Source organism: Jeotgalibacillus sp. R-1-5s-1 (genome assembly GCF_004405105.1).
Classification (GTDB): Bacteria; Bacillota; Bacilli; order Bacillales; family Jeotgalibacillaceae; genus Jeotgalibacillus.
In genome coordinates this window covers 143,487-165,119 of record NZ_SORW01000028.1, presented here as the reverse complement: position 1 = coordinate 165,119, position 21,633 = coordinate 143,487, and the positions used below count along the sequence as shown (strand labels likewise).

Sequence of the window (21,633 nt, the reverse complement as noted above, 5' to 3'; positions counted from 1 at the left end):
TTATCAATATTTCCGTAAATTAAAACGCTTTCATTTCAACATGCTGTGAACAGTGGAAAAACGTGACACTTAATTAGGAGTTTCCTAAACTTCTATCAGGCGTTACACTGTTAGAGAAAGGAGAGATTATACATGTTTGAAACCTTTATTTTACTTACCTCAAAACGCGATGAAATGATTGAGATAACAGATGACGTGCAGCACTGGATCACGAATCAGGGCTTCACTTCAGGGATTGCCGTTGTGACGTCCAGACATACAACGGCCGGTATTACGGTAAACGAAAATGCAGATCCGGATGTTAAAACCGATTTTCTGAGACGCCTCGATGAAGTGTATCCATGGCATCACGATCAGGACCTTCATATGGAGGGCAACACGGCCGCTCACCTGAAAACAAGTACAGTTGGACATGCCCAGACGATCCCTGTTCAAAACGGACAGCTCGTGTTAGGCACATGGCAGGGCATTTATTTTTGTGAATTTGACGGACCGAGACGCTCACGTTCCTACACCGTTACGCTGATCGGACAGTAAGGAGAAGCTTATGAGACCTTATTTCGCACTGGCAGGACTCAGTTTAATCTGGGGACTGTCTTTTGTCTTTATTAAATTGCTTGCCGAATCCTCCGGTGTCTGGGGAACCGTTTTTATCCGCTGTACAGCGGGAGCGCTGATTTTACTGCCGATTTTATGGACTCAGCGAAAGCGGTTGACGACACCTGTTCCATGGGGACACCTGGTGGTAATCGGACTGTTTAACGCCGCTTTTCCCTGGGCACTGATCGCCTTAAGCGAGACACAGATTGCATCCAATACGGCTTCCGTTTTGAATGCGCTCACTCCTGTGTGTGCAGGACTGATCGGTTTCTTTCTATTTAAAAAGAAGCTTAATGCAAGACAATGGACAGGCATTGCTACAGGATTTCTAGGCGTCCTCGTCCTGATTGAATTTAATGTAGGCGGATTATTTTCATCTGAGTTTGTGGGGGTTGGCACGATGGTCCTCGGAGCGATGTGCTATGGCTTCGGCTCCCATTATGTCATGCGCTTTGCCAGAAATACGGGGGTCGTGCTGCTGTCAACGAGCTCACTTATTACAGGGGCAATCATCAGTCTTGCTGCCATGCTTGTGTCAGGAACCTCACCTGCAGCCTTTACGTTTGATCAGACGTTCTGGATCGCTGCAATCGGACTCGGCTGCTTTGGCTCAGGGATCGCCTATCTGCTGTATTATTATCTGGTAAAAGAAAGCTCACCCGAGTTCGCCACAACCGTCACCTATTTAGCTCCGGTTTCAGCCATGATCTGGGGAAGTGTCCTCCTGGATGAAGCCGTTACGCCATCACTGATTGCAGGCATGCTGATCATCTTCAGCGGGATCTATATTGCCAACAGAAAGGCAAAGAGCAGAAAAGGGTCAGCTGTTGAAGCAGCGTAATTCAAAAAAGCGGAACAACTCGTGTCAGAGTTGTTCCGCTTTTCTATACCTGTTTCACATACACCTTTAACTGCTGAATAATTTCTTCTTTAATGTCATCACCTGCATAAAAATGCACACCGTAAAAATAATCATCAAAGTAAATTTTCTTCCAGATGATTTCAGCCTTTATTTCATATACAGACTGATTCAGCATGAATTGCAAATGGATCTTTACAGGGTAATCGCTATTTTTATCTACTGGGAGGTTAAGATTCGTGCTGATTTTAGTTCCGCTCGGACTGAGATCGTGCATTAAAGCCGTGCCTGCATGAGAATGAACTTCTTTTCCGTTTAGCTCATAAATAGAAAATGCAGCCTTTAGCGGGGTTTTGAAGGTAAAGCGAAAACTGTCTTTTCGATTGTATCGCAAAGGACTCACCTCACGTGAAATAGGGTCACCGGTAAAGAGTACCGGTTTCTTTATTTATCGGTCACATGCCAGAAATTTCTACTATATTTATAAATTCTTTAGCATATTAAACGCCTGAAGTGTGCTCTCCCTATTTATTTGGAAAAAGCCGTCAAAAGACGGCTTTTTGAATTTAGCGGCTGTTCACCACGTGCTGATAGTTTTTATTTCCACCTGACAGATTATACACTTGCTTAAAGCCGTGATTAATCAGGATATTCTGCGCAGCATTTCCAGTCACACCTTTGTTACAATATACAACGGTTTTCAGGTCACGGTTCAGTTCATTCGCTCTCGTTCTTAAATCGCCAAGCGGAATATGAACCGCTCCTTTCACATGCGCTTTTTCAAATTGAGCTTTGGATCTTGTATCAATGATCTGGAACGTTTCACCGTTCTCTGTTTCACGGATCAGCTGCTGCGGCGTGATCAGCGGAGCCTTTTCACTGATGGCATTATGCAGCGCCATACCCGTATACATCACAGGATCCTTTGTCGTCGCAAACGGAGGTGCATAGGCAAGATCAAGATGGAACAAATCTTCTGCCTTCGCGCCAAATGAGATGGCTGTAACAAATACATCAATTCGTTTATCAACGCCCTGCGGTCCCACGATCTGGGCACCAAGCAGCTTACCTGTTTTGCGATCGGCCACTGCTTTGATGACCATTTCCTTGCCGCCCATATACTCAGGCCTGTCGGGTTTAATGTTGTGAAGCACTTCAGTTTCATAGCCTTCTTCAGCCGCTTCTTTTTCCGTCAGACCTGTCTGGGCCACTGCCAGATCAAACACTTTAAAGATCCCGGTACCTAAAATACCGCGATGCTCTGCTTCATCCCCTGTTATCACCTGTCCGGCAATTCTGCCTGTTTTGTTGGCTGTTGATCCAAGCGGTCTGTATATCGGCTTTCCTGTGATCAGAGAAAAGCTCTCCGTCACATCTCCAACCGCATACACATCCGGTACATTCGTCTGCATCTTTCTGTTTACTTTGATCGCACCTGTGCTGCCGATTTCTACCCCGATTTCCTTTGCGAGCTCAGTGTTTGGACGAATGCCAACAGAAAGGATGACAAGATCGGTCTCAACAGCCTGTCCACTTTCGAGCTGAACAGAAGTAATACGCTGTCCGCCATCTAAAGACTGAACCGTTTCCCCGGTCAACAGCTTCACCTTTTTATCCTGTAAATGATCGGCCACTCGCTGTGCCATATCCCGGTCAAGTGGAGGCATGACCTGCGGGAGACGTTCAATCAGTGTCACCTCAATCCCTCTTTGCGTCAGCTGCTCAGCCATTTCAAGTCCGATAAAACCGCCTCCGACAATCGTCGCCGTTTTTGGCTGATGAGTCTCTACATAAGAGCGGATTTCACCGGCATTGCGGATATTCCGGACGCTGAATACATTCTCAGCCTCTACACCCGGAATTGGCGGAACAAAGCTTGATGCCCCGGTTGCCAGAACAAGCGTGTCGTACGTATCCGTAAATGTTTCATTCGTTACGAGATTTCTGATCACAGCCGTTTTTTCCTGATGGTTAATGCTCTCCACCTCATGCTGTGTGTGAATATCAATGTTATAACGCTTTTTAAACCATGCTGCATTTCTCGGTGTCAGCTCGTCAAGACCGGACACCTCTCCTCCAACATAATAAGGAATTCCGCAGCCTGAATAAGAGATATCAGTATCTCTGTCGTATATCGTAATCTGCAGGTCTTCACTGTTTCTTCGTGCTTTCGCCCCGACAGATGTACCGGCCGCGACCGATCCAATAATCATCAGCTTCGTCATGAGTTATTTCCCTCCGTGTTTTAAATGATAGTACAAAAAAAAGAGCGGGAGCGTTCAACTTCCCGCATCGTTTGTCATAAGAGCTCAGCAGGCATTTCCGCCAAGCATAACAATCTGAGGTCCCTCCGGTGTTTCTTCCACATCAAGGGTAATCGCATCCACTGAGCCAAGCTCAGCATCCACAGCAAGCTGCAACCCATCAAACTGATGAATCTGATCGTTTTCCTGTGACGGGTCCAGTCCAAGTCCGAAGCTTGGTCCACAGCAGCCCTCTCCCGCTTTAAAGAAGCGGATTCCCTCTGCTCCTTTTTCTTCAACAACCTGCTTTAAAAATGATACAGCACCTGGTGTAATGTTCATGTTCCTCATCCTTTCACTGCTTCAAGTAATGTATGATAGCCTGTTAATTGCTTTTCCATCCATGGAATGTATGCAGCTTTGTCGTCACTCAGCCGCTCAATTTCCTGAATCCATCTGTGCTCATTCTCTGCCTTCTGACCAAGAATGGCATCCTGTGTATCAGTGACAGCCAGTGACTGATTCACGATCCACCCCTGCGGACGGATTCCTGCGCGTATTAAATCGTCCTGCAGACGTGACGCCTCATAAACCGGCGTTGCCTCTGGCAGTGTTGTAATCAACACATGTGTAAAAGCTGGATCCCTCAATTTAGGTAAAAGTAAGCGCACAGCCTCCGGCACTTCACCCGTTGAGCGCTCCATTTCACGGTGATACGCCTCTGTCGCATCCAGTAAAAGGAGGGTGTGACCGGTTGGTGCAGTGTCAATGACCACAAACGCCTCTCCAGCCCGCGCAACCGTATCGGCAAACGCACGGAAAACAGCAATCTCCTCTGTACACGGAGAATTAAGATCCTCCTCAAGAAGCGCCTTTTCCTCCGGCGAAATTTCACCTGCCCGTTTAAAAACAGTGTCTCTGTATCGTTCCGTCTCCCGTTTAGGATCAATCCGCTCTACTGATAACAGAGGCTGATCCATCTCACCCATCACCTGCTCGACATGTGAGGCAGGATCCGTTGTCGTTAAAATAACACGATGCCCACGATCAGCAAGACTCGTGGCAATCATGGAAGCGACCGTTGTCTTACCGACGCCACCCTTCCCCATCGCCATGACAATTCCCGGGCCAGCCTGCTCAAGCTCCTCTACGAACGTCTCAAGTCGATCACCCCGAAAAGCCTCCCGCTCCACCGGAACACGCCCTGGAGATTTCGTTAACCACCCTCTGATATCAGCAACACTTGCCAGACTCGCAGTCACATAAGGCAGATAATAACGTTGTGGCTCCAATAATTCTGCCGGCATATTTTCCAGCGCGAGCTGCTGCCTTTTAATAAAGGACTGACGGTATGCATCCCCCTGATCTTCTGACTGTAAAACGCCATTAATCACAAGCAGCGTATGCTTCATGCCGGTTTCCTTCAATTCCTTATAAGCTCTTGCAGCCTCTGTCAGCGTTGACTCCTCCGGACGTGCAACGAGCAGCAGTGTTGTCACCGTCTCATCGCGCAGCATCTCTGTTGCATACTCATATTGAGATTTCTTGTCCGTAAGACCGGCCAGCGGACCTAAACAGGACGCACCACTCGTGTTCTCATCGAGATAGACATTCCAGGCATTCGGCAAACTCAACAGCCTGAGCGTATGCCCTGTCGGCGCAGTGTCAAACAAAATATGATCGTACTGCCCTCTCAGCTCTCTTGAAGAAAGCAGCCCGGTAAATTGATCAAAAGCCGCAATTTCAACCGTACAGGCACCGGAAAGCTGCTCCTCCATCGACTGGACAACCAGGTCCGGAAGCACGCCGCGGTAAGGGCCAACAACCTTTTCCTTATATAAAGCTGCAGCCTGTTCAGGATCAAAATTCGCCACATGAAGATTAGGTACATCCCCGATTTCCTTAGGCGTTTCCGTCAGCTCCGTCTCAAATACATCCTGCAGATTGCTTGCAGGATCCGTAGACACCAGCAATATCCTCTTCCCCTGATCAGCAAGCGTAATCGCCAGCAGGGAAGCTGTAGAAGTCTTTCCTACTCCCCCTTTTCCGGTTAAAAATACAAAAGGGGTTAGTGGAAGCTCGTCGATTAAAAAATCCTGCATCATTCCACTCCTCACTGAATCGATAATCTGATTTTCTGCTTCGGCGCATCACCTGCAGAAGGAAACTGATCTGCAGCAATTCCTGTCACTTCAGAAAATGCCTGATTCGATAAATAAGTCCCCTCCTGCACAATCACACCCTCCACCAGCGTAAATGGCAGACCCTCGGGATTTTTCGCCAACGCCTCCTGAACCGTTTTGTTCTCTACAAAACGATGAGGCTCACTTGTCAGATTAAACCGCTCAATCGGATAATTCTTCTGTTTCAGAAAGCTCACAACTGAAGCCACCCTAGGCAGGTCAGGATCAAAGCTCGTTCCGCAGACCCCTGTCGAACAGCACATCGCAGGATCAAAAATCTGAATCTTTTTCATTGTCAACATCCTCTCTGTTGAATATAGGCATATAACAATACTGTTATATACAGTCTACAAAAGAACGGAGTCCTCCGTCCGTTAACATTTTATTTTCAAAAGGTTTTGTTCGTGAATCGGCAGCTCACCCAGCTCCTTGATCGCCTGAACAAGAATCGGATAACACGGATCCTGCTCATTCAACCGGAAATAATTCCACTGACGGTCCCTGCGCTCAAGCACAATCCCAGCCTGCTTCATCACCCGCAGATGTCGGCTAATCGCCGGCTGCGAAATCTGAAACATCTCAACAAACTCACACACACAATGCTCACTCGTATACATCCTTCTCAGCATCTCAAGCCTCGTCGGATCTCCAAGCACCTTAAAAAAAGCACTCATCTTCTCCACACCGGGAGCAGTCGAAATCATCCCATCACCCACCTTCTAAAAAAGTTTCTCCGTCCACTATATAACAAAAAGGTTATATACGCTACCACAATCTCCTCCGTTCACACATTCTTACGAAAAACCGGACCACCCACATAACAAGGAAAATAAAGGGATATACCCATAAAATGTCGAATAAAAACCAAAAATCATCCCACGATTCGTCAACTTTTTCATTCGTTTTTTGGCACAATTTAATCAATCGTTAATGAAGGAGCTGACAGACAACATGTATATTTTACACAGAAAAAACAACGGCACTCATGAAGTCCTAAAGGATTCACTCAGCAAAACATTCAAGTTCTTCGTGAATCAGCATGAGGCCAGCCAACTTTCATCCAAGCTGAATCAATACACTCAGCAGGAAAAGCAGTGGAGAGTCAAGAAGATCAACCTATAGATGATGGGGAAAAGAAACCTGGTGAGTCAGGTTTCTTTTTTATTGCTGTGTCTGGGGTTCAGACAACCCTTGGACAGGTGAGAAAGTTGTAAACATTAACAAAGCAATAGCTTAAATAACAGAAACAAGTAACTATTTTACAGTTATCGAGAATCTTAATACAGATATCATTAATGTAGATCAAGGAACAATGGATATGTTAAACACATGGATAGGTTGCGGATTGAGAAATTACAGAAAAAAGGTTTGAAGCATCAAAGAGACCTTCAATATCCTATCAATATTTAAAGCGTGGTATGTTGAAGGTCTTATCATTATGGAGATATTTAACTGAAGCAACCGTTAATTGAATAAGGATTATTATGGTTAGGAACATTTAACAATCATTGTTTAAGGAATCATTGATGCCTTTTGGTTGAGTACCAATCATAGGGATCACTTTCACTATTAAATTCTCCACAAAATTCATCCACAATTTTTTAAAGATTGACCATTACCGAATCCTAATTCTAATATCTTTTCGATTTTACATCATAGAAGAAACTCAATGCCTTTTAGTAGGTCTATAAGGACCATCAACAGGCAATGCTGCCGCTGCAAAAAAGCCCTCAGCAACCTTTCACCCTCTTTGTTAATTTTAAGAAATTCAGTCTGATGCATTATCATTTACCCTTTTATTATACTTTCTTTCACTAAAATGCCCGTTAGTGTTCAATTAGTTCAACAAAAAAGAAACTTATTCATCTTGAAGAAGCCCCCATTAATTAAAAACAACAGGAGCTAAGATAACGATATCTTCTATATAGTTTCCAAAGTCCAGTAAGATACATTTAAAGTACAGGATTCTTGCTATTTATTTTTAGCTTTTTTTTACTGATAAAATCCAAAAATCCACAACAACACAACACACATCCAAAGCCAGTAATAAAGACTCCGGGGGAAACTATTTTAACAAAAGAAAGCCCAATCATAGCTACTCCAACAACTAGGTAGTGATTCACAACATGTAAGCGATAGATCTTCTGTTCGATATGCCATGCACGAAAATAACCCTGTAGTAGGCCTAGTGAAATTTGTAACAAAACGACAAGGTATGGAAGGTATTCAAATGTATGCTTTACCCCTCCCACAACTATATATACAAAACCCATCCCAATATAAATAAAGGAAATTGAGGAATCAAGCTTACTCCTTTTCAACTGAAAAAGACGAAACCCCCAAGCAGCTGAGAAAGAAAAAATGGCAAACATCCATGCAAATAAAGAGAAAGTCAAAGATACCTCTTTTAACCATATAATATAATATGGAAAAATAGCTACCTGTCCGACTGTTACAACGAGAGGGATCTGCCATACATTCTTAATCTTCATGCCGTGCTCCTTCACTTGATATAATAGTCATAGAATAAATTTTGAAAGATTTCGTTTGGATCTCTTCTTAATTTTTCGTCCAGGAAACTTTCCCATTCAGGATAGGTGTCCCTGAATTGTTCTTTTGTTTGATAGCGATAATATGGAAGGTAATAGGTTCCTCCGTGTTTTGTTGTTAAGCTGGTCCATTCTTGAATCCTTGAGGTGGCATTAGCAATTTCTTCTTCTGCTAATCCATGTTCTATCAATATAACCAGACCAAACATATCTTCGTTGGCATAACTTAAACTCGTGTGGCTGTCTTCAGCTGCATATCGCACTGTAATATTATGGACTTTAAAATCATCATCTTTGTCGTTAGGTGAAATCAATTGCTTTAAATCACTTATGTATTCTTCATATGAATGGACTGGAACAAAAAACTCTTGTAACACTTCGACCCGACCATGTTTCGTAAATTCCATGAATGTTGATTCCGAGCGCATAGCGTTATTTCGAGTAATTTCATTGCCATCTATTGAATCAATATATAGCTTTTGAGACTTCCAGAAAAGATCCTCCAAAACACCACCTTGCCGACCCAAATCAAGTGCAAGCTTACTGAGTCGAACACCTTTTTCTCCTTTAAGTGATGTTTCATCATCCTGTTTTCCTGTATAGTTATAATCGATTACATACATTTCGTCTAAAAACGTATTGGGAGCAACACTTACTCTAGCATAGTGCATAGCTGTATTTGTGTCGTCTATTAGATTAGCAAAATAGGATTCATAATCAGCTGTATTTAGTTTCTCTGTATGAATGGTGTATATCTCGTTTTCGGCTAATTCCAATGTTACATCTAAGATCACACCGAATAATCCATATCCGCCAATCACGTACTTCATCCAGGCCTCCGAGTCATCACGGCTGACAGTCTTGATTTCACCTGTTGGTGTTAATAAAGTCATTTCCTTTACTGTTTCAGCCATTGAACCAAAACGGATATCCCTTCCGTGAGCATTGACTGAAAGTGAACCTCCTATTGTAAAAATCGACTGCGATTGGGTCACTTTTAAGGCTAATCCATAAGGGGTTATAGCTTCTTGGACATCTTCCCAGGTTGCTCCAGCTTCCACTCGTATTGTTTTAGCCTGCTCATCTATTTCTAACACCTTGTTGAATGTCCGCATGTCAAGTACAATACCATCTTTATAGTACGTATGACCGCCTTGTGAGTGCTGTAATCCAGCAATTGAAATATGGTGGCCGCTTTCATTTGCTTCTCTTACAATCTTTTGTAAATGGAGACGATTCTCTGATCGTATTACGCTTTCAATTCGTTCCGGTAGAAGGCCTGTATAATCTGTTGTTAAATTACTCTGAGAAAGTCCATATTCTCTCTTCTCAATTGGAATATTCCAAAATACCACGATCGCAACAATACAAGTTAAAACCCCAAAAAACCATGGTTTTTTAATTAACTCAATTATTTTCATATTACCTCCTGTTGGTTTAAGGAAAAGCTACTTTATGACCTGTTTTAAAATCAACATAAGCAGCCACTCTTTGACTTTTCCAGCTAATCCACAAACCTGATCCGTTAGCTGAAAAAGCCCTGTTACTTTCATCTGAATAAAATAAGTTAATAGCCCGTTGATTCATAGTCTAATTATACATCAGCTCTAATAATCACATTGCCAAAAATGACATTTTTTTAAATGTCAGATACAGACCAGTTGCTGCTTTTTTAAATTCGTTGTGGTTCTTTATTAAAAAATAGATTTTTTATAATATACAATTCGATTTTTTGGATCGTGAATTTTTTTAGAGGATTGTAAAATAAACGAAACGCGGCCTTGGAAAAGTGGAGGCGACTCGTCCAGCCCCGACAAGCATAAGGCGAAGCTGAAAAGAGGGCTGCCTTTTGCCCTCGTTCAGCTTTGACTTGTGACCTCGAGGGGCTTGTTGCTGCAGCTAGACGAAGGAAAGGGAGGGAGCTTCAGGCACGGTTTTATCTACAAACCTTTTTTAGACAAATAAAAAACCACCAAATAATAATTTGGTGGAGACGGTGGGAGTCGAACCCACGTCCAGAAACTTCAATACTTAAGCTTCTACGAGCGTAGTCAGCCTATTTGCGATTCACCGTAACATATGCCAACTGACAGGCGTCCGAACGGCTATCCTGATTGGTCTCTTCAAGCTACTTCAGGTGGCAGCGACTTGCGTATCCCACTATAAGTGAACCTCAGCACAGTCTACATGGGCGATAGACAGGTGAGGTCTCAAGTGCTTATTAGGCAGCTAGAGCGTAATCTTGTTTGTTGTTAACTATTTGTGTTGACGTTGATGACGGAGACGGTCCCTCCGGCTCGCAACTCAAGCTCGAACCATTCCTGTCGAATCCGTAACGTCCCCATGTGTAAAAGGATGAAATAAGACGCGCTTATTTCAGTACGGGATCCCGGAATTACCGGGGCAGTCACTAAAAGCGACTGATATTATTATAACACATGCTGTCTTTTTTTCAAGATGCAACTAGCGCTGCGCTTCCTTGAAGGCACGCTGGATATCGCGTTTTGCCTCTTTTTTCTTCAGTGTTTCACGCTTGTCGTAGTTTTTCTTACCTTTTGCAAGACCGATCAGTACTTTGGCATAGCCGTCTTTTAAATACAGCTTTAGCGGTACGAGTGAATAACCCTGCTGCTTTGTTTCACCGATCAGCTTATTGATCTGCTGTCTGTGCAGAAGCAGTTTGCGCTCACGTTCAGGATCATGATTGTAGCGGTTTCCCTGTTCATACGGGCTGATGTGCATGTTGTTCAGGAACACTTCTCCGTTGCTGATGCGGGCAAAGGAATCCTTTAGATTCACGCGACCCTGGCGGATGGACTTGATTTCAGTTCCCTGAAGCACGATCCCGGCCTCATACGTTTCCTCAATAAAATAATCGTGACGCGCTTTTTTGTTTTGCGCGACTGTTTTTCCTTCTCCTTTTGGCATAATCTTCTCCCCCTGTGGCTTGGGAGCCAGGGAAGCCCTGACTCCTATTTACGTTTCTTTTTCTTACTCTTTTTATTTTTCGGTACACCTTTATAACACTTCTTTTTGTTGCCTTTTTTACCGTCATCCTGCTTGCCGGCGCTTTTCTTTCTGACGCGGCCGGAGCTGCTGCGCTCTTTACTCTGGATGACCTTGGCGGTTTCGCGACGCTGACGTGGTGTGCCTTTCATTCCGACGATTTCAAAATCGATCGCACGCTCTTCTTTATTGACATTAACAACGCGGATCGTAATCTCATCACCAATGCGGAAGACATTACCTGTCCGCTCCCCGATCATCGCCATATGACGCTCATCAAAGCGGTAATAGTCATCGGTCATGTAGCTGACGTGTACGAGACCTTCAATCGTATTTGGCAGCTCGACGAACATCCCGAAGTTTGTGACAGATGAAATTACGCCATCAAATTCTTCACCGATTTTATCCATCATAAATTCAGCTTTTTTCAGCTCGTCCGTTTCACGTTCTGCATCAACAGCGCGTCTTTCTCGACCGGACGTATGCGCCGCAAGCTCCGGTAAAATGGAATCCCATTTCTGCTGCGTACGGTCATCCACCTTTTTATTAATCAAATACGTGCGGATCAGACGGTGCACGATCAAATCCGGATAACGTCTGATCGGTGAGGTGAAATGTGTATAGAAATCAGTTGCCAGTCCAAAGTGACCGAGACTGTTTTCGTTGTATTTTGCCTGCTGCATAGAGCGAAGCATCATCGTTGACACAACCATTTCCTCCGGACGTCCCTGAATATCATCAATGATTTCCTGGAGCGCACGCGGATGAATCTCGTTACCGGAACCTTTTACCGTGATCCCGAAGTTTGTAATAAACTCGAAGAACCGCTCCAGCTTTTCAGCTTTCGGATCCTCGTGAATACGGTAAATGAACGGCAGATTCAGCCAGTGGAAATGCTCAGCAACCGTTTCGTTGGCTGCCAGCATAAATTCTTCAATCAACTTTTCACCAACAGAACGCTCGCGGATGCCGATCTCAACCGGATGACCTTCTTCGTCCACCATCACTTTTGCTTCTTTAAAGTCAAAGTCAATCGCGCCGCGGCCAAATCGTTTACTGCGTAAAATCGCCGCAAGCTGTTCCATCTCACGGAACATTGGCACAAGCGGTTCATATTTCTCAATCAGCGCTTCATCCTGATCCACGAGAATTTTATTCACGTCAGAATACGTCATGCGTTCATTTGTGCGGATCACACTCTGGAAAATCTCGTGATTCACCACGCCGCCGTTTTGGTCAATCTCCATTTCACAGGAAAGCGTCAGGCGGTCGACCTTTGGATTCAGTGAACAGATCCCGTTTGATAAACGGTGCGGAATCATCGGGATGACCCGGTCAACTAAATACACACTCGTCCCGCGCTCGTAAGCTTCCTCATCAATTGGAGAGCCCTCTGTCACGTAATGACTGACGTCAGCAATATGAACGCCAAGCAGGTAATTCCCGTTATCAAGCTTCGTTAACGAAATGGCATCATCGAGGTCTTTCGCGTCCGCACCGTCAATCGTAACGGTTGTCACGTCACGCAGATCACGGCGGTCCTTTAAGTCAGCCGGATCAATTTCATCCGGTACCTCATTCGCCTGCTTGATCACTTCATCCGGGAATTCAATCGTGATCCCGTGCTTATGGATGATCGATAAAATGTCGACACCCGGATCATTTTTATGTCCGAGAATCTTGACGACTTCCCCTTCAGCGCTGTTGCGGCCGTCCGGATACGCAGTGATTTCCACAATCACCTTGTGTCCTTCCACTGCTCCTTTGTTAGCGTTTCTTGGGATGAAAATATCGCTTGCCATTTTCTTATCGTCTGGAATGACAAATCCGAAGTTTTTGCTTTCCGTATACGTACCGACGACCTGCTTTGTGCCTCGCTCCAGAATACGCACCACGGTTCCTTCTTCACGGTCACCGCGGGACTGGCTTGATACGCGCACGAGTACTTTATCCCCGTGCATCGCATTCGCAGACTCATTTGGCGGGATAAAAATATCCTTACGCTCACTATCTTCAGGAATTAAAAAAGCAAATCCCTTCGCATGACCGCTCAGCGTACCACGAACGAGATTCATCTTCTCAGGGACACCGTAGCGGTTGCTCCGCGTACGTACAATCTCCCCTTTTTCCTCCAAAATCACGAGTGATTTCACAAGCGCTTTAAATTCCACTGAATCCGTAATCCCGAACTCTTCTTCGAGCTCCTGAACCGTCAGCGGTTTGTAGGCTTCCTCCCTCATAAACGTCAGAAGCCTGTCTCTCATTTCCATAATCGAATCTTCCATCGGCGATTCCTCCATTTCCAGCCGTTATTTATCGGCGGACCAGTCAAGCGAATCAAGAAATGTCAGCACATCCTCATGCAGCTGTTCTTTCTCTTTATCAAGCGTAATCACATGTCCTGATTCCTCATACCACTTGAGCTTTTTCTGATCAGTTTCTACACCGTCGTATATAATATTGGCAGAATCCGTATTAATCATGTGATCATGTCGTCCCTGCACCACAAATGTCGGTGTATAAATCATATCAACAGACTCTCTGACATCACCAATTAACTCCTGCAGTGACTTCAGCGTCTTCATTGGTGTCTTTTCAAATTCCTTCATTTCAGCTTCAATCTGATCTTCATCTTTCTTCTCATACTTCTTAAATTCGCGTGCGTAATCCAAAACTCCTTTATACATCACTTCTTCACTCTTAATGTACATTGGCGCACACATGGTCACGATACCCTTTACAGGAACAGTGTAACCTAATTTAAGCGAAAATACGCCTCCCAAAGAAAGTCCGGCAACCGCAATCTCCTCATAGCCCTGCGCCTTCAGATGGTCATACCCGCGCATAACATCCTTCCACCAGTCTTTCGGGCCCGTCTCCACAAGCTCCTCCGGTGGCACACCATGCCCCTTATAATGCGGCGCATGAGACGTATAACCGTTCTTCTCTAAAAAACGCCCAAGCATCCGGACGTCCGACGAATTTCCGGTGAACCCGTGCAATAAAAGCACCGCACGCTTCCCACCTTCAAACGTAAATGGTTTTGGCAAATTCAATTTCATCATAAGTCACTCCTGTTGCATATTCATCTGTCTCTATTTTAGTAAAGATCCCGCCGGAATGCTATTCGGGCGGTTTAAGAAAGTATCTTAGCTGAGGACGAATCTATTTGACCACTTTTCGGGGTTATTTAACCACTCTTTCGGGGTATTTAACCACTCTTTGAAGTGATTTGACAACTCTTAAGGGTTATTTGACAACTTTCCCGGGTTATTTAACCACTCTTGTATGATCAAAGGCCAAAAGCGGAAAATGCGCCCCGGCCCGGCTTTCTCCAAATAAAAAACCCGACCAGTCATGATCGGGATTCTCACATTTATCCTATGAAATAGGCAACTGCAATCGTCAAGACGAAAAACAGTACCGACAGAACAATAGTTAAACGATTTAAAACAAGGTCAATTCCGCGTGCTTTCTGTTTACCAAAAAGCTGCTCCGCTCCACCGGAAATGGCGCCAGAAAGACCTGCGCTTTTCCCTGACTGAAGAAGAACCACGACGATCAATGAAATACTGGTAATCACAAGTAACACAGTTAATAACGTTTCCATAATATGTTCCACCTCCTGAACCGAACCTTACACTTTTTTCATTTTATCATACGCCCATACACCATACAATCTTTGTTTTCACAGGATGAATAAAAACACTGCAAATTGTCAAAATCATTTGAACAGCATACAATAAGGCTATGAAAACTGACACAAATGTCGGGAGGTTATCAAGATGAATGGTGCGATCCATGTTAACAATGTAGTCAAAACATTTAAAGGAGATGTTCAAGCAGTCAGGGGCGTTTCATTTGATGTGGCAGAAGGGGAATTTTTTGCGTTTTTAGGACCTAACGGAGCCGGTAAATCCACGACTGTTCAGCTGTTAACCACCCTGCTTAAACCAACTTCGGGAACGATGGAGGTCGCCGGTTATGATGTCAATAAAGATCCTGAAAAAGTGCGCCTCTCCATTGGTGTTGCCCTCCAGGAAACGGGGATCGATCCTGATTTAAAAGGACGGGAATTACTTGAATTTCAGGCGAGACTGTTCGGCTTCAGCAAAAAGCAGGCAAAAGAACGGGCAGCTGAATTGCTCGAACTCGTAGGCCTGACAGAAGATGCAGACCGGATGAGCGGCAAATATTCAGGCGGGATGAGAAGACGGCTGGACCTTGCGATGACGCTTGTGCATAAACCAAAGATTTTATTTTTGGATGAACCGACTACGGGCCTTGATCCGACCAACCGCAAAGCGATCTGGAAGGAAATTAAGCGTCTGAATAAGGAAGAGGGAACAACCATTTTCCTGACCACACAGTATCTTGAAGAAGCCGATCAGCTTGCGGACCGCATTTCTATTATCAATAAGGGTCAGATCGTTGCAACGGGAACCCCTGAGGAGCTGAAACGGACGCTTGGCCTTGATGCCGTTGTTTTACAATTTGACGAGGAAGACGATGCCATAAAAGCGTATGAGGCCGTCTCCTCACCTGATTACCAGACCGAGAGACTGAAAAATGATGTGACGATCCTTGCGGAAAACGGGACATCCATTTTAGCGGATGTGATCAGAAAGCTGGATGAACAAAACCTCCACCCTGCTCAGCTTAATGTGAAGCCGCCTTCTCTGGATGATGTATTCATTCAGGTGACGAATGATAAGAAAGAAGGTGCCGTTCATGAATAATCAGCAGGGAAGCTTTTTCAGCGATACTATTGTCATGACGAAACGAAGTATCATAACGATTCTGCGGAATCCACTCATCTTTATTCCGAACCTTGCGATCAGTATGTTTTTCCTGTTTGTCTATGAAGCGGGCTTGAGCGGAATTGCTAATCTTCCCGCCTTTGAAGGAGCGAACTATTTAGCCTTTATTTTACCGGTATCCATTGTTTCTGCTGCGATTGGCGGTGCCGGTGGAGCGGGGCAAGCGCTTGTAAAGGACCTCGATAACGGATTTTTCTCGCGGCTTCTGCTGACACCAAGCTCACGGCTTGCCATCGTGCTCGGACCGATTATTGCCGGGATGCTGCAGCTAGTGATCCAGGCAGGACTCATTATCTGCGTTGGTTTTTTCCTCGGCCTTGAAGTGGCTGGAGGCGCACTAGGTGTCGTCGTTGTGCTGTTGCTCACATTAGGCTGGGGCCTTGCCTTTGCCGGATACTCTGTAGGCGTTGCATTACGCGCTAAAAATGCACAGTCTGCCCAGGCAGGAACATTTATCTTCTTCCCGCTCATTTTCCTGAGCACGACGTTTGTGCCGTATGAGCTGATTGATGCTGCGTGGCTGAAGGTGGCTGCATCAATAAACCCTGTCACGTATCTGTTCGAAGCAATGCGTGCTGTTTTGATTGACGGCTTTACTGATACATGGCCGATTGTGCTTGGGTTCTTAGTCATCATCGGGTTATGTGCGATTACCATTACGTTTTCAGCCGTTTCTGCTAAGAAGGCTGTTAGTACGGATTGACATCGAATATTGAAGCCGTGCCGGGACATTCCTCCGCTTTCCGCGGCCGCGCGGTGAGCCAGCTAATGCTTCGCATTACGCTGTCTCACCTGTCGCTCCTCTGCCGCAGGAGTCTGCGGAATGTCCCGGCACTTTTATTAAATACAATCTAAGTGATATCAATGTAAACATTATTTAGTTCAAGAAAGTTAAAATTCAAAAAAAGTCAATGAAAAGGCCGACTCTCAAAGAGGCGGCCTTTTCTTATACATGCTCAAACGTCTTGCAATCCGTTTCGTCACTGGAGTCGGCATGACCTTTGTGGGCACCGACAAAAATCTTTTCCGCCCCGCACCTGCTGCCTTCCCGGTTAAATTTACAGCTATCCACTTCGCACATAATGATTTGCTCCATTAAAAACGCCTCCTCTTTCAAGATTTTTTGAATCAGAATACGTCTGGATTAAATCTTTGCTACCTTCATTATATCCAATGAAAGACATTGCGTAAATTATTTTCTGTATTTTCTGACATTAATTCGAACTCGCCAGTTCTTATTTATTATCCCTTAACCATAACTCAAATATGCAAACTCATCCCAGGTGAGCGGAGCGTCAGGCGGCGACTCCTGCGGCATAGAAGCGACAGGTGAGACAGATGTGCGCAGCACAGCTGGCTCACCGCGCGGCCTTAGAAAAGCGGAGGCGACTCGTCCAGCCCCGACAAGCATAAGGCGAAGATGAAAAGAGGGCTGACCTTTGCCCTCGTTCATCTTTGACTTATGACCTCGAGGGGCTAGTCGCCGCAGCTAGACACCGTGGAAAGCGCCGCCTGACGCGGAGCTCGCCGGTTCCAATAATTCTAATTTAAAATGGCCCGCTATTATGCATGCCCCTCGGCCCGGTTTTCAAAAACAAAAAACAGGACTACCCAAAGGATAGTCCTGCATATACCATTCACTGATTAGCGAAGGTTATAAAACGTTTTTGCACCAAGGTACTGAGCCGTTGCAGCCAACTGATCTTCGATACGAAGAAGCTGATTGTACTTCGCAACGCGGTCTGTACGTGATGGAGCACCAGTCTTGATTTGACCAGCGTTTGTCGCAACAGCGATGTCAGCGATCGTTGCATCTTCTGTTTCACCAGAACGGTGAGAGATAACAGCTGTGTAACCAGCGCGCTTCGCCATTTCGATTGCGTCAAATGTTTCAGTCAGTGTACCGATCTGGTTCACTTTGATCAGGATAGAGTTACCAATACCCTGCTCGATTCCCTGTGAAAGCTTCGTTGTGTTTGTAACGAATAGATCGTCACCAACAAGCTGTACGCGGTCACCGATTTTTTCTGTTAGAAGCTTAAAACCATCCCAGTCGTTTTCGTCAAGACCGTCTTCGATTGATACGATTGGGTACTTGTCAGCAAGTTCAGCATACCAGTCAACCATTTCAGCAGATGTTTTCACAACGCCTTCGCCTGACAGGTGGTATTTGCCGTCTTCTTTGTTGAAGATTTCAGAAGCTGCTACGTCCATCGCAAGAACGACTTCTTCACCTGGCTTGTAGCCAGCTTTTTCAATTGCTTCAATGATTGTTGAAAGTGCTTCTTCGTTAGAGCTTAGGTTTGGAGCAAATCCACCTTCGTCACCTACAGCTGTGTTCAAGCCTTTTGCCTGAAGTACTGCTTTTAGTGCGTGGAAGATTTCTGCGCCCATGCGAAGTGCTTCACGGAATGTTTCAGCACCTACAGGCATAACCATGAATTCCTGGATGTCCACGTTGTTGTCAGCGTGCTCTCCACCGTTTACGATGTTCATCATTGGTACCGGAAGCTGCTTCGCGTTTACGCCGCCAAGGTACTGATAAAGTGGGATATCAAGGTAGTCAGCTGCAGCGTGTGCAACGGCCATAGATACACCTAGGATTGCGTTAGCGCCAAGCTTGCTCTTGTTTTCAGTTCCGTCCAGCTCGATCATCGCTTTGTCGATTGAAACCTGATCAAGTACTGAATAGCTGTCGATCAGTTCAGGTGCAATGATGTTGTTTACGTTCTCAACTGCTTTCAGAACGCCTTTTCCAAGGTAACGGCCTTTGTCGCCGTCACGAAGTTCAACTGCTTCGTACTCACCAGTTGATGCACCAGATGGTACAAGTGCACGGCCAAATGCGCCGCTTTCTGTAATAACTTCCACTTCTACTGTTGGGTTGCCGCGTGAGTCTAATACTTCGCGTGCATACACATCTACAATAAATGGCATTGTTAAATCTCTCCTCGTTTTGAATAATTTTTGTTCATTCAGCTTACTTACAATCAGTTGGACGATCACCGCAAATTCACGTCCTGATGTTGCCGGGTCAACCATTCGTTCGGCAGGCCGGAATTACTGCCGGACATGTCTTACTTTTTAATTAACGTTTCACCTGTCATTTCCTCCGGCTTTTCAACCTTCAGAAGATCAAGCATCGTTGGGGCAAGATCGCCAAGGATTCCTCCATCGCGAAGCTCCACACCCTCTTTTGTGACGATCACAGGGACAGGGTTTGTTGTATGTGCAGTCATTGGCTTGTCATCTGTCGTAATGACTTCGTCTGAGTTACCATGGTCTGCTGTGATAATCGCATGGCCGCCTTTTTCATGAATCAGATCCACGATTTTTCCGAGACATTCGTCAACGGCTTCAATCGCTTTAATTGTCGGCTCAAGCATGCCACTGTGTCCAACCATATCCGGGTTGGCAAAGTTTAAAAGAATGGCGTCGAATTTGTCCTGATTGATTGCTTCAAGTAACGCGTCCGTCACTTCGTAAGCGCTCATTTCAGGCTGTAAATCGTACGTTGCCACCTTTGGCGAATCGATGAGAATACGTTCCTCACCCGGGAAAACTTTTTCACGTCCACCGCTCATAAAGAACGTCACGTGAGGATACTTTTCTGTTTCAGCAATACGGAGCTGTGTTAATCCATTTGAGGACAGCACTTCTCCGATTGTGTTTTTCAGATCTTCACTCTTGAAGGCAACATCTGCCTGAACTTTGTCGCTGTAGTGCGTAAAGGATACGAACTGCAGCTTGTCAGGTTTGTTTTCTCCAAGGTCAAATCCTTTGAAGTCCGGATTCGTTAAAGCCGATGAAATCTGGATTGCACGGTCAGGCCGGAAGTTGAAGAAGACCACTGAATCATGGTCCTGAATTCTCCCAACAGGCGCTCCATCTTTTTCAATAACAAATGGAATCACGAATTCATCATACACTTTTTCATCGTAGGAAGCCTGAACACCTTCTTCAGCAGAGCTGTAGGAAGGACCCACACCGTCAACCATCACACGGTAGGATTTCTCAACGCGTTCCCAGCGATTGTCACGGTCCATGGCATAATAGCGTCCCGAGATTGACGCAAATTCGCCGACGCCGATTTCCTTCATTTTTGCTTCTGTATCCGCAATATACTGAAGCGCTGTTGAAGGACCTACGTCGCGGCCGTCAAGGAAGCCGTGAACAAATACATTTGTCAGCCCTTCCTGCTTTGCAAGCTCTAAAAGGGCAAACAGATGGTTGTAATGGCTGTGCACGCCGCCATCAGATAACAGACCCATAATATGAAGAGACTTGTTATGACGCTTGGCATTATCCACTGCGCGAAGGAATTCCGGGATAGAGAAAAATTCCTTTTCACGAATAGAGATGTTAATACGCGTCAGGTTCTGATAAACCGTACGGCCGGCACCGATATTTAAATGTCCAACCTCTGAGTTACCCATTTGTCCTCCCGGAAGTCCAACAGCTTCACCGCTTGCTGTCAGCGTGTTATGAGGATAGGTTTCCCAGTAACGGTCAAAGTTCGGCTTGTTCGCCTGTGCAACAGCATTTCCCTTTGTTTCATCACGAAGGGCAAAACCGTCCAGGATAATGAGGGCAACAGGTGCTTTAGGCATTCGCTCCAGCCTCCAGAAGTGCAAGGAATGAATCCGCTTCTAAGCTTGCACCACCAACAAGGGCGCCGTCAATATCACTTTGGTCCATATATTCTTTAATGTTTGCAGGTTTTACACTGCCGCCGTACTGGATACGGACAGCATTTGCTGCGTCTTTAGATACCGCTTCAGCCACGACAGCACGTACGTGTGCACATACTTCATTGGCATCTTCAGCTGTAGACGATTTACCCGTTCCAATGGCCCAGATTGGCTCATAAGCGATCACAGTATTTTTCACCTGCTCCTCACTTAAGCCTTCAAGCGCTGCTTTTACCTGACCGGCAACGAAATCTTTTGTTTCGTTATTTTCACGCTGTTCAAGCGTTTCACCTACACACACGATTGGTGTCAGGCCGTGGTTGAATGCAGCGTGAGTCTTTTTATTCACAGCCTCATCTGTTTCGTTGAACAGTTCACGACGCTCTGAGTGACCTAAAATCACATATTGAACGCCAAGGTCTTTCAGTGCCACAGGGCTGATTTCACCTGTAAACGCACCATTGTCTTCAAAGTGCATGTTTTGTGCACCTACTGCTACGTCTGAATTTCCTGTTAAGCCAACAAGGCTTTCAAGGAAAAGAGCCGGCGAGCAGATGACTGCATCCACTTTGTCAGCAGAAGGTACTTTACCTGCTACTTCTTCAGTAAATGCTTTTGCTTCAGCAGCTGTTTTATTCATTTTCCAGTTTCCTGCAATAATCGGTTTACGCATTGATCTCAT

20 protein-coding genes and 1 other RNA gene are annotated in these 21,633 nt (G+C 45.2%); 4 read left to right on the top strand and 17 right to left on the bottom strand.

Annotated features, from left to right (window positions below; all coding sequences use genetic code 11):
* The first annotated feature begins 132 nt into the window (after positions 1–132).
* The gene (locus E2491_RS11925) at positions 133–537 is read left to right on the top strand and encodes a secondary thiamine-phosphate synthase enzyme YjbQ (RefSeq protein ID WP_134375871.1); all 405 of its coding nucleotides are present in this window, start codon (positions 133–135) and stop codon (positions 535–537) included.
* Positions 538–547: 10 nt separating this feature from the next.
* Positions 548–1,441 carry a DMT family transporter gene (locus E2491_RS11920; protein WP_134375870.1) on the top strand — a complete coding sequence of 298 codons (894 nt, stop codon included), beginning with the start codon at positions 548–550 and terminating at the stop codon, positions 1,439–1,441.
* Between the two features lie 43 nt (positions 1,442–1,484).
* On the opposite strand, the gene E2491_RS11915 is transcribed toward E2491_RS11920, so the two are convergent.
* The 13 genes from E2491_RS11915 to secG all read right to left on the bottom strand — a co-directional run bounded on the left by E2491_RS11915 (position 1,485) and on the right by secG (position 15,050).
* Positions 1,485–1,853, bottom strand: a complete 369-nt coding sequence (locus E2491_RS11915; protein ID WP_166805867.1) for a PilZ domain-containing protein — start codon at positions 1,851–1,853, stop codon at positions 1,485–1,487.
* A gap of 172 nt (positions 1,854–2,025) precedes the next feature.
* Positions 2,026–3,684: an FAD-dependent oxidoreductase gene (locus tag E2491_RS11910; RefSeq protein WP_134375868.1), complete on the bottom strand. Its 1,659-nt coding sequence runs from the start codon at positions 3,682–3,684 to the stop codon at positions 2,026–2,028.
* Positions 3,685–3,768: 84 nt separating this feature from the next.
* The gene (locus E2491_RS11905) at positions 3,769–4,044 is read right to left on the bottom strand and encodes an adhesin (RefSeq protein WP_134375867.1); all 276 of its coding nucleotides are present in this window, start codon (positions 4,042–4,044) and stop codon (positions 3,769–3,771) included.
* A 5-nt stretch (positions 4,045–4,049) separates the two neighbouring features.
* Entirely contained in the window at positions 4,050–5,807 is a 1,758-nt protein-coding gene (arsA, locus tag E2491_RS11900; RefSeq protein ID WP_305778193.1) for an arsenical pump-driving ATPase, read from the bottom strand.
* 8 nt (positions 5,808–5,815) lie between these two features.
* Positions 5,816–6,178, bottom strand: a complete 363-nt coding sequence (gene arsD, locus E2491_RS11895) for an arsenite efflux transporter metallochaperone ArsD (RefSeq protein ID WP_134375866.1) — start codon at positions 6,176–6,178, stop codon at positions 5,816–5,818.
* An 81-nt stretch (positions 6,179–6,259) separates the two neighbouring features.
* Positions 6,260–6,589 (bottom strand): ArsR/SmtB family transcription factor, encoded by a 330-nt coding sequence (locus tag E2491_RS11890; RefSeq protein ID WP_134375865.1) that lies wholly within the window; start codon positions 6,587–6,589, stop codon positions 6,260–6,262.
* 1,248 nt (positions 6,590–7,837) lie between these two features.
* On the bottom strand, positions 7,838–8,377 hold the full coding sequence (locus E2491_RS11885) for a hypothetical protein (RefSeq protein ID WP_134375864.1): 540 nt from the start codon (positions 8,375–8,377) through the stop codon (positions 7,838–7,840).
* An 11-nt stretch (positions 8,378–8,388) separates the two neighbouring features.
* On the bottom strand, positions 8,389–9,855 hold the full coding sequence (locus E2491_RS11880; protein WP_244093947.1) for an FAD-binding oxidoreductase: 1,467 nt from the start codon (positions 9,853–9,855) through the stop codon (positions 8,389–8,391).
* A gap of 564 nt (positions 9,856–10,419) precedes the next feature.
* Positions 10,420–10,777: a transfer-messenger RNA gene (ssrA, locus tag E2491_RS11875) on the bottom strand.
* Between the two features lie 120 nt (positions 10,778–10,897).
* Positions 10,898–11,362, bottom strand: a complete 465-nt coding sequence (gene smpB / locus E2491_RS11870; protein WP_134375863.1) for an SsrA-binding protein SmpB — start codon at positions 11,360–11,362, stop codon at positions 10,898–10,900.
* Between the two features lie 44 nt (positions 11,363–11,406).
* Positions 11,407–13,725: a ribonuclease R gene (gene rnr, locus E2491_RS11865; RefSeq protein WP_134375862.1), complete on the bottom strand. Its 2,319-nt coding sequence runs from the start codon at positions 13,723–13,725 to the stop codon at positions 11,407–11,409.
* 24 nt (positions 13,726–13,749) lie between these two features.
* Positions 13,750–14,502, bottom strand: a complete 753-nt coding sequence (locus E2491_RS11860; protein WP_134375967.1) for an alpha/beta hydrolase — start codon at positions 14,500–14,502, stop codon at positions 13,750–13,752.
* Positions 14,503–14,816: 314 nt separating this feature from the next.
* Positions 14,817–15,050, bottom strand: coding sequence for a preprotein translocase subunit SecG (secG, locus tag E2491_RS11855; protein WP_134375861.1), 234 nt, complete (start codon positions 15,048–15,050; stop codon positions 14,817–14,819).
* A gap of 175 nt (positions 15,051–15,225) precedes the next feature.
* On the opposite strand from secG, the gene E2491_RS11850 reads away from it, so the two are divergent.
* Positions 15,226–16,179, top strand: a complete 954-nt coding sequence (locus E2491_RS11850) for an ATP-binding cassette domain-containing protein (protein ID WP_134375860.1) — start codon at positions 15,226–15,228, stop codon at positions 16,177–16,179.
* The gene (locus E2491_RS11845) at positions 16,172–16,963 is read left to right on the top strand and encodes an ABC transporter permease (RefSeq protein ID WP_134375859.1); all 792 of its coding nucleotides are present in this window, start codon (positions 16,172–16,174) and stop codon (positions 16,961–16,963) included. Before E2491_RS11850 ends, E2491_RS11845 begins: the two co-directional genes overlap by 8 nt.
* A 243-nt stretch (positions 16,964–17,206) precedes the next feature.
* Here the strand turns inward: E2491_RS11845 and E2491_RS11840 are convergent, their stop codons facing one another.
* The 4 genes from E2491_RS11840 to tpiA all read right to left on the bottom strand — a co-directional run bounded on the left by E2491_RS11840 (position 17,207) and on the right by tpiA (position 21,624).
* Complete coding sequence (locus tag E2491_RS11840) at positions 17,207–17,356, bottom strand: DUF1540 domain-containing protein (RefSeq protein WP_134375858.1); 150 nt, start codon at positions 17,354–17,356, stop codon at positions 17,207–17,209.
* 548 nt (positions 17,357–17,904) lie between these two features.
* On the bottom strand, positions 17,905–19,197 hold the full coding sequence (eno, locus tag E2491_RS11835) for a phosphopyruvate hydratase (protein WP_134375857.1): 1,293 nt from the start codon (positions 19,195–19,197) through the stop codon (positions 17,905–17,907).
* Positions 19,198–19,337: 140 nt separating this feature from the next.
* On the bottom strand, positions 19,338–20,870 hold the full coding sequence (gpmI, locus tag E2491_RS11830; RefSeq protein WP_134375856.1) for a 2,3-bisphosphoglycerate-independent phosphoglycerate mutase: 1,533 nt from the start codon (positions 20,868–20,870) through the stop codon (positions 19,338–19,340).
* Positions 20,863–21,624 (bottom strand): triose-phosphate isomerase, encoded by a 762-nt coding sequence (tpiA, locus tag E2491_RS11825; protein ID WP_134375855.1) that lies wholly within the window; start codon positions 21,622–21,624, stop codon positions 20,863–20,865. Before tpiA ends, gpmI begins: the two co-directional genes overlap by 8 nt.
* Positions 21,625–21,633 lie beyond the last annotated feature (9 nt).

Coding starts and splice junctions, on each gene's coding strand:
- E2491_RS11925 (WP_134375871.1), top strand. CDS start 133: ATGTTTGAAACCTTTATTTTACTTACCTCAAAACGCGATGAAATGATT.
- E2491_RS11920 (WP_134375870.1), top strand. CDS start 548: ATGAGACCTTATTTCGCACTGGCAGGACTCAGTTTAATCTGGGGACTG.
- E2491_RS11910 (WP_134375868.1), bottom strand. CDS start 3,684: ATGACGAAGCTGATGATTATTGGATCGGTCGCGGCCGGTACATCTGTC.
- E2491_RS11905 (WP_134375867.1), bottom strand. CDS start 4,044: ATGAACATTACACCAGGTGCTGTATCATTTTTAAAGCAGGTTGTTGAA.
- arsA (WP_305778193.1), bottom strand. CDS start 5,807: ATGATGCAGGATTTTTTAATCGACGAGCTTCCACTAACCCCTTTTGTA.
- arsD (WP_134375866.1), bottom strand. CDS start 6,178: ATGAAAAAGATTCAGATTTTTGATCCTGCGATGTGCTGTTCGACAGGG.
- E2491_RS11890 (WP_134375865.1), bottom strand. CDS start 6,589: ATGATTTCGACTGCTCCCGGTGTGGAGAAGATGAGTGCTTTTTTTAAG.
- E2491_RS11885 (WP_134375864.1), bottom strand. CDS start 8,377: ATGAAGATTAAGAATGTATGGCAGATCCCTCTCGTTGTAACAGTCGGA.
- E2491_RS11880 (WP_244093947.1), bottom strand. CDS start 9,855: ATGAAAATAATTGAGTTAATTAAAAAACCATGGTTTTTTGGGGTTTTA.
- smpB (WP_134375863.1), bottom strand. CDS start 11,362: ATGCCAAAAGGAGAAGGAAAAACAGTCGCGCAAAACAAAAAAGCGCGT.
- rnr (WP_134375862.1), bottom strand. CDS start 13,725: ATGGAAGATTCGATTATGGAAATGAGAGACAGGCTTCTGACGTTTATG.
- E2491_RS11860 (WP_134375967.1), bottom strand. CDS start 14,502: ATGAAATTGAATTTGCCAAAACCATTTACGTTTGAAGGTGGGAAGCGT.
- secG (WP_134375861.1), bottom strand. CDS start 15,050: ATGGAAACGTTATTAACTGTGTTACTTGTGATTACCAGTATTTCATTG.
- E2491_RS11850 (WP_134375860.1), top strand. CDS start 15,226: ATGAATGGTGCGATCCATGTTAACAATGTAGTCAAAACATTTAAAGGA.
- E2491_RS11845 (WP_134375859.1), top strand. CDS start 16,172: ATGAATAATCAGCAGGGAAGCTTTTTCAGCGATACTATTGTCATGACG.
- E2491_RS11840 (WP_134375858.1), bottom strand. CDS start 17,356: ATGGAGCAAATCATTATGTGCGAAGTGGATAGCTGTAAATTTAACCGG.
- eno (WP_134375857.1), bottom strand. CDS start 19,197: ATGCCATTTATTGTAGATGTGTATGCACGCGAAGTATTAGACTCACGC.
- gpmI (WP_134375856.1), bottom strand. CDS start 20,870: ATGCCTAAAGCACCTGTTGCCCTCATTATCCTGGACGGTTTTGCCCTT.
- tpiA (WP_134375855.1), bottom strand. CDS start 21,624: ATGCGTAAACCGATTATTGCAGGAAACTGGAAAATGAATAAAACAGCT.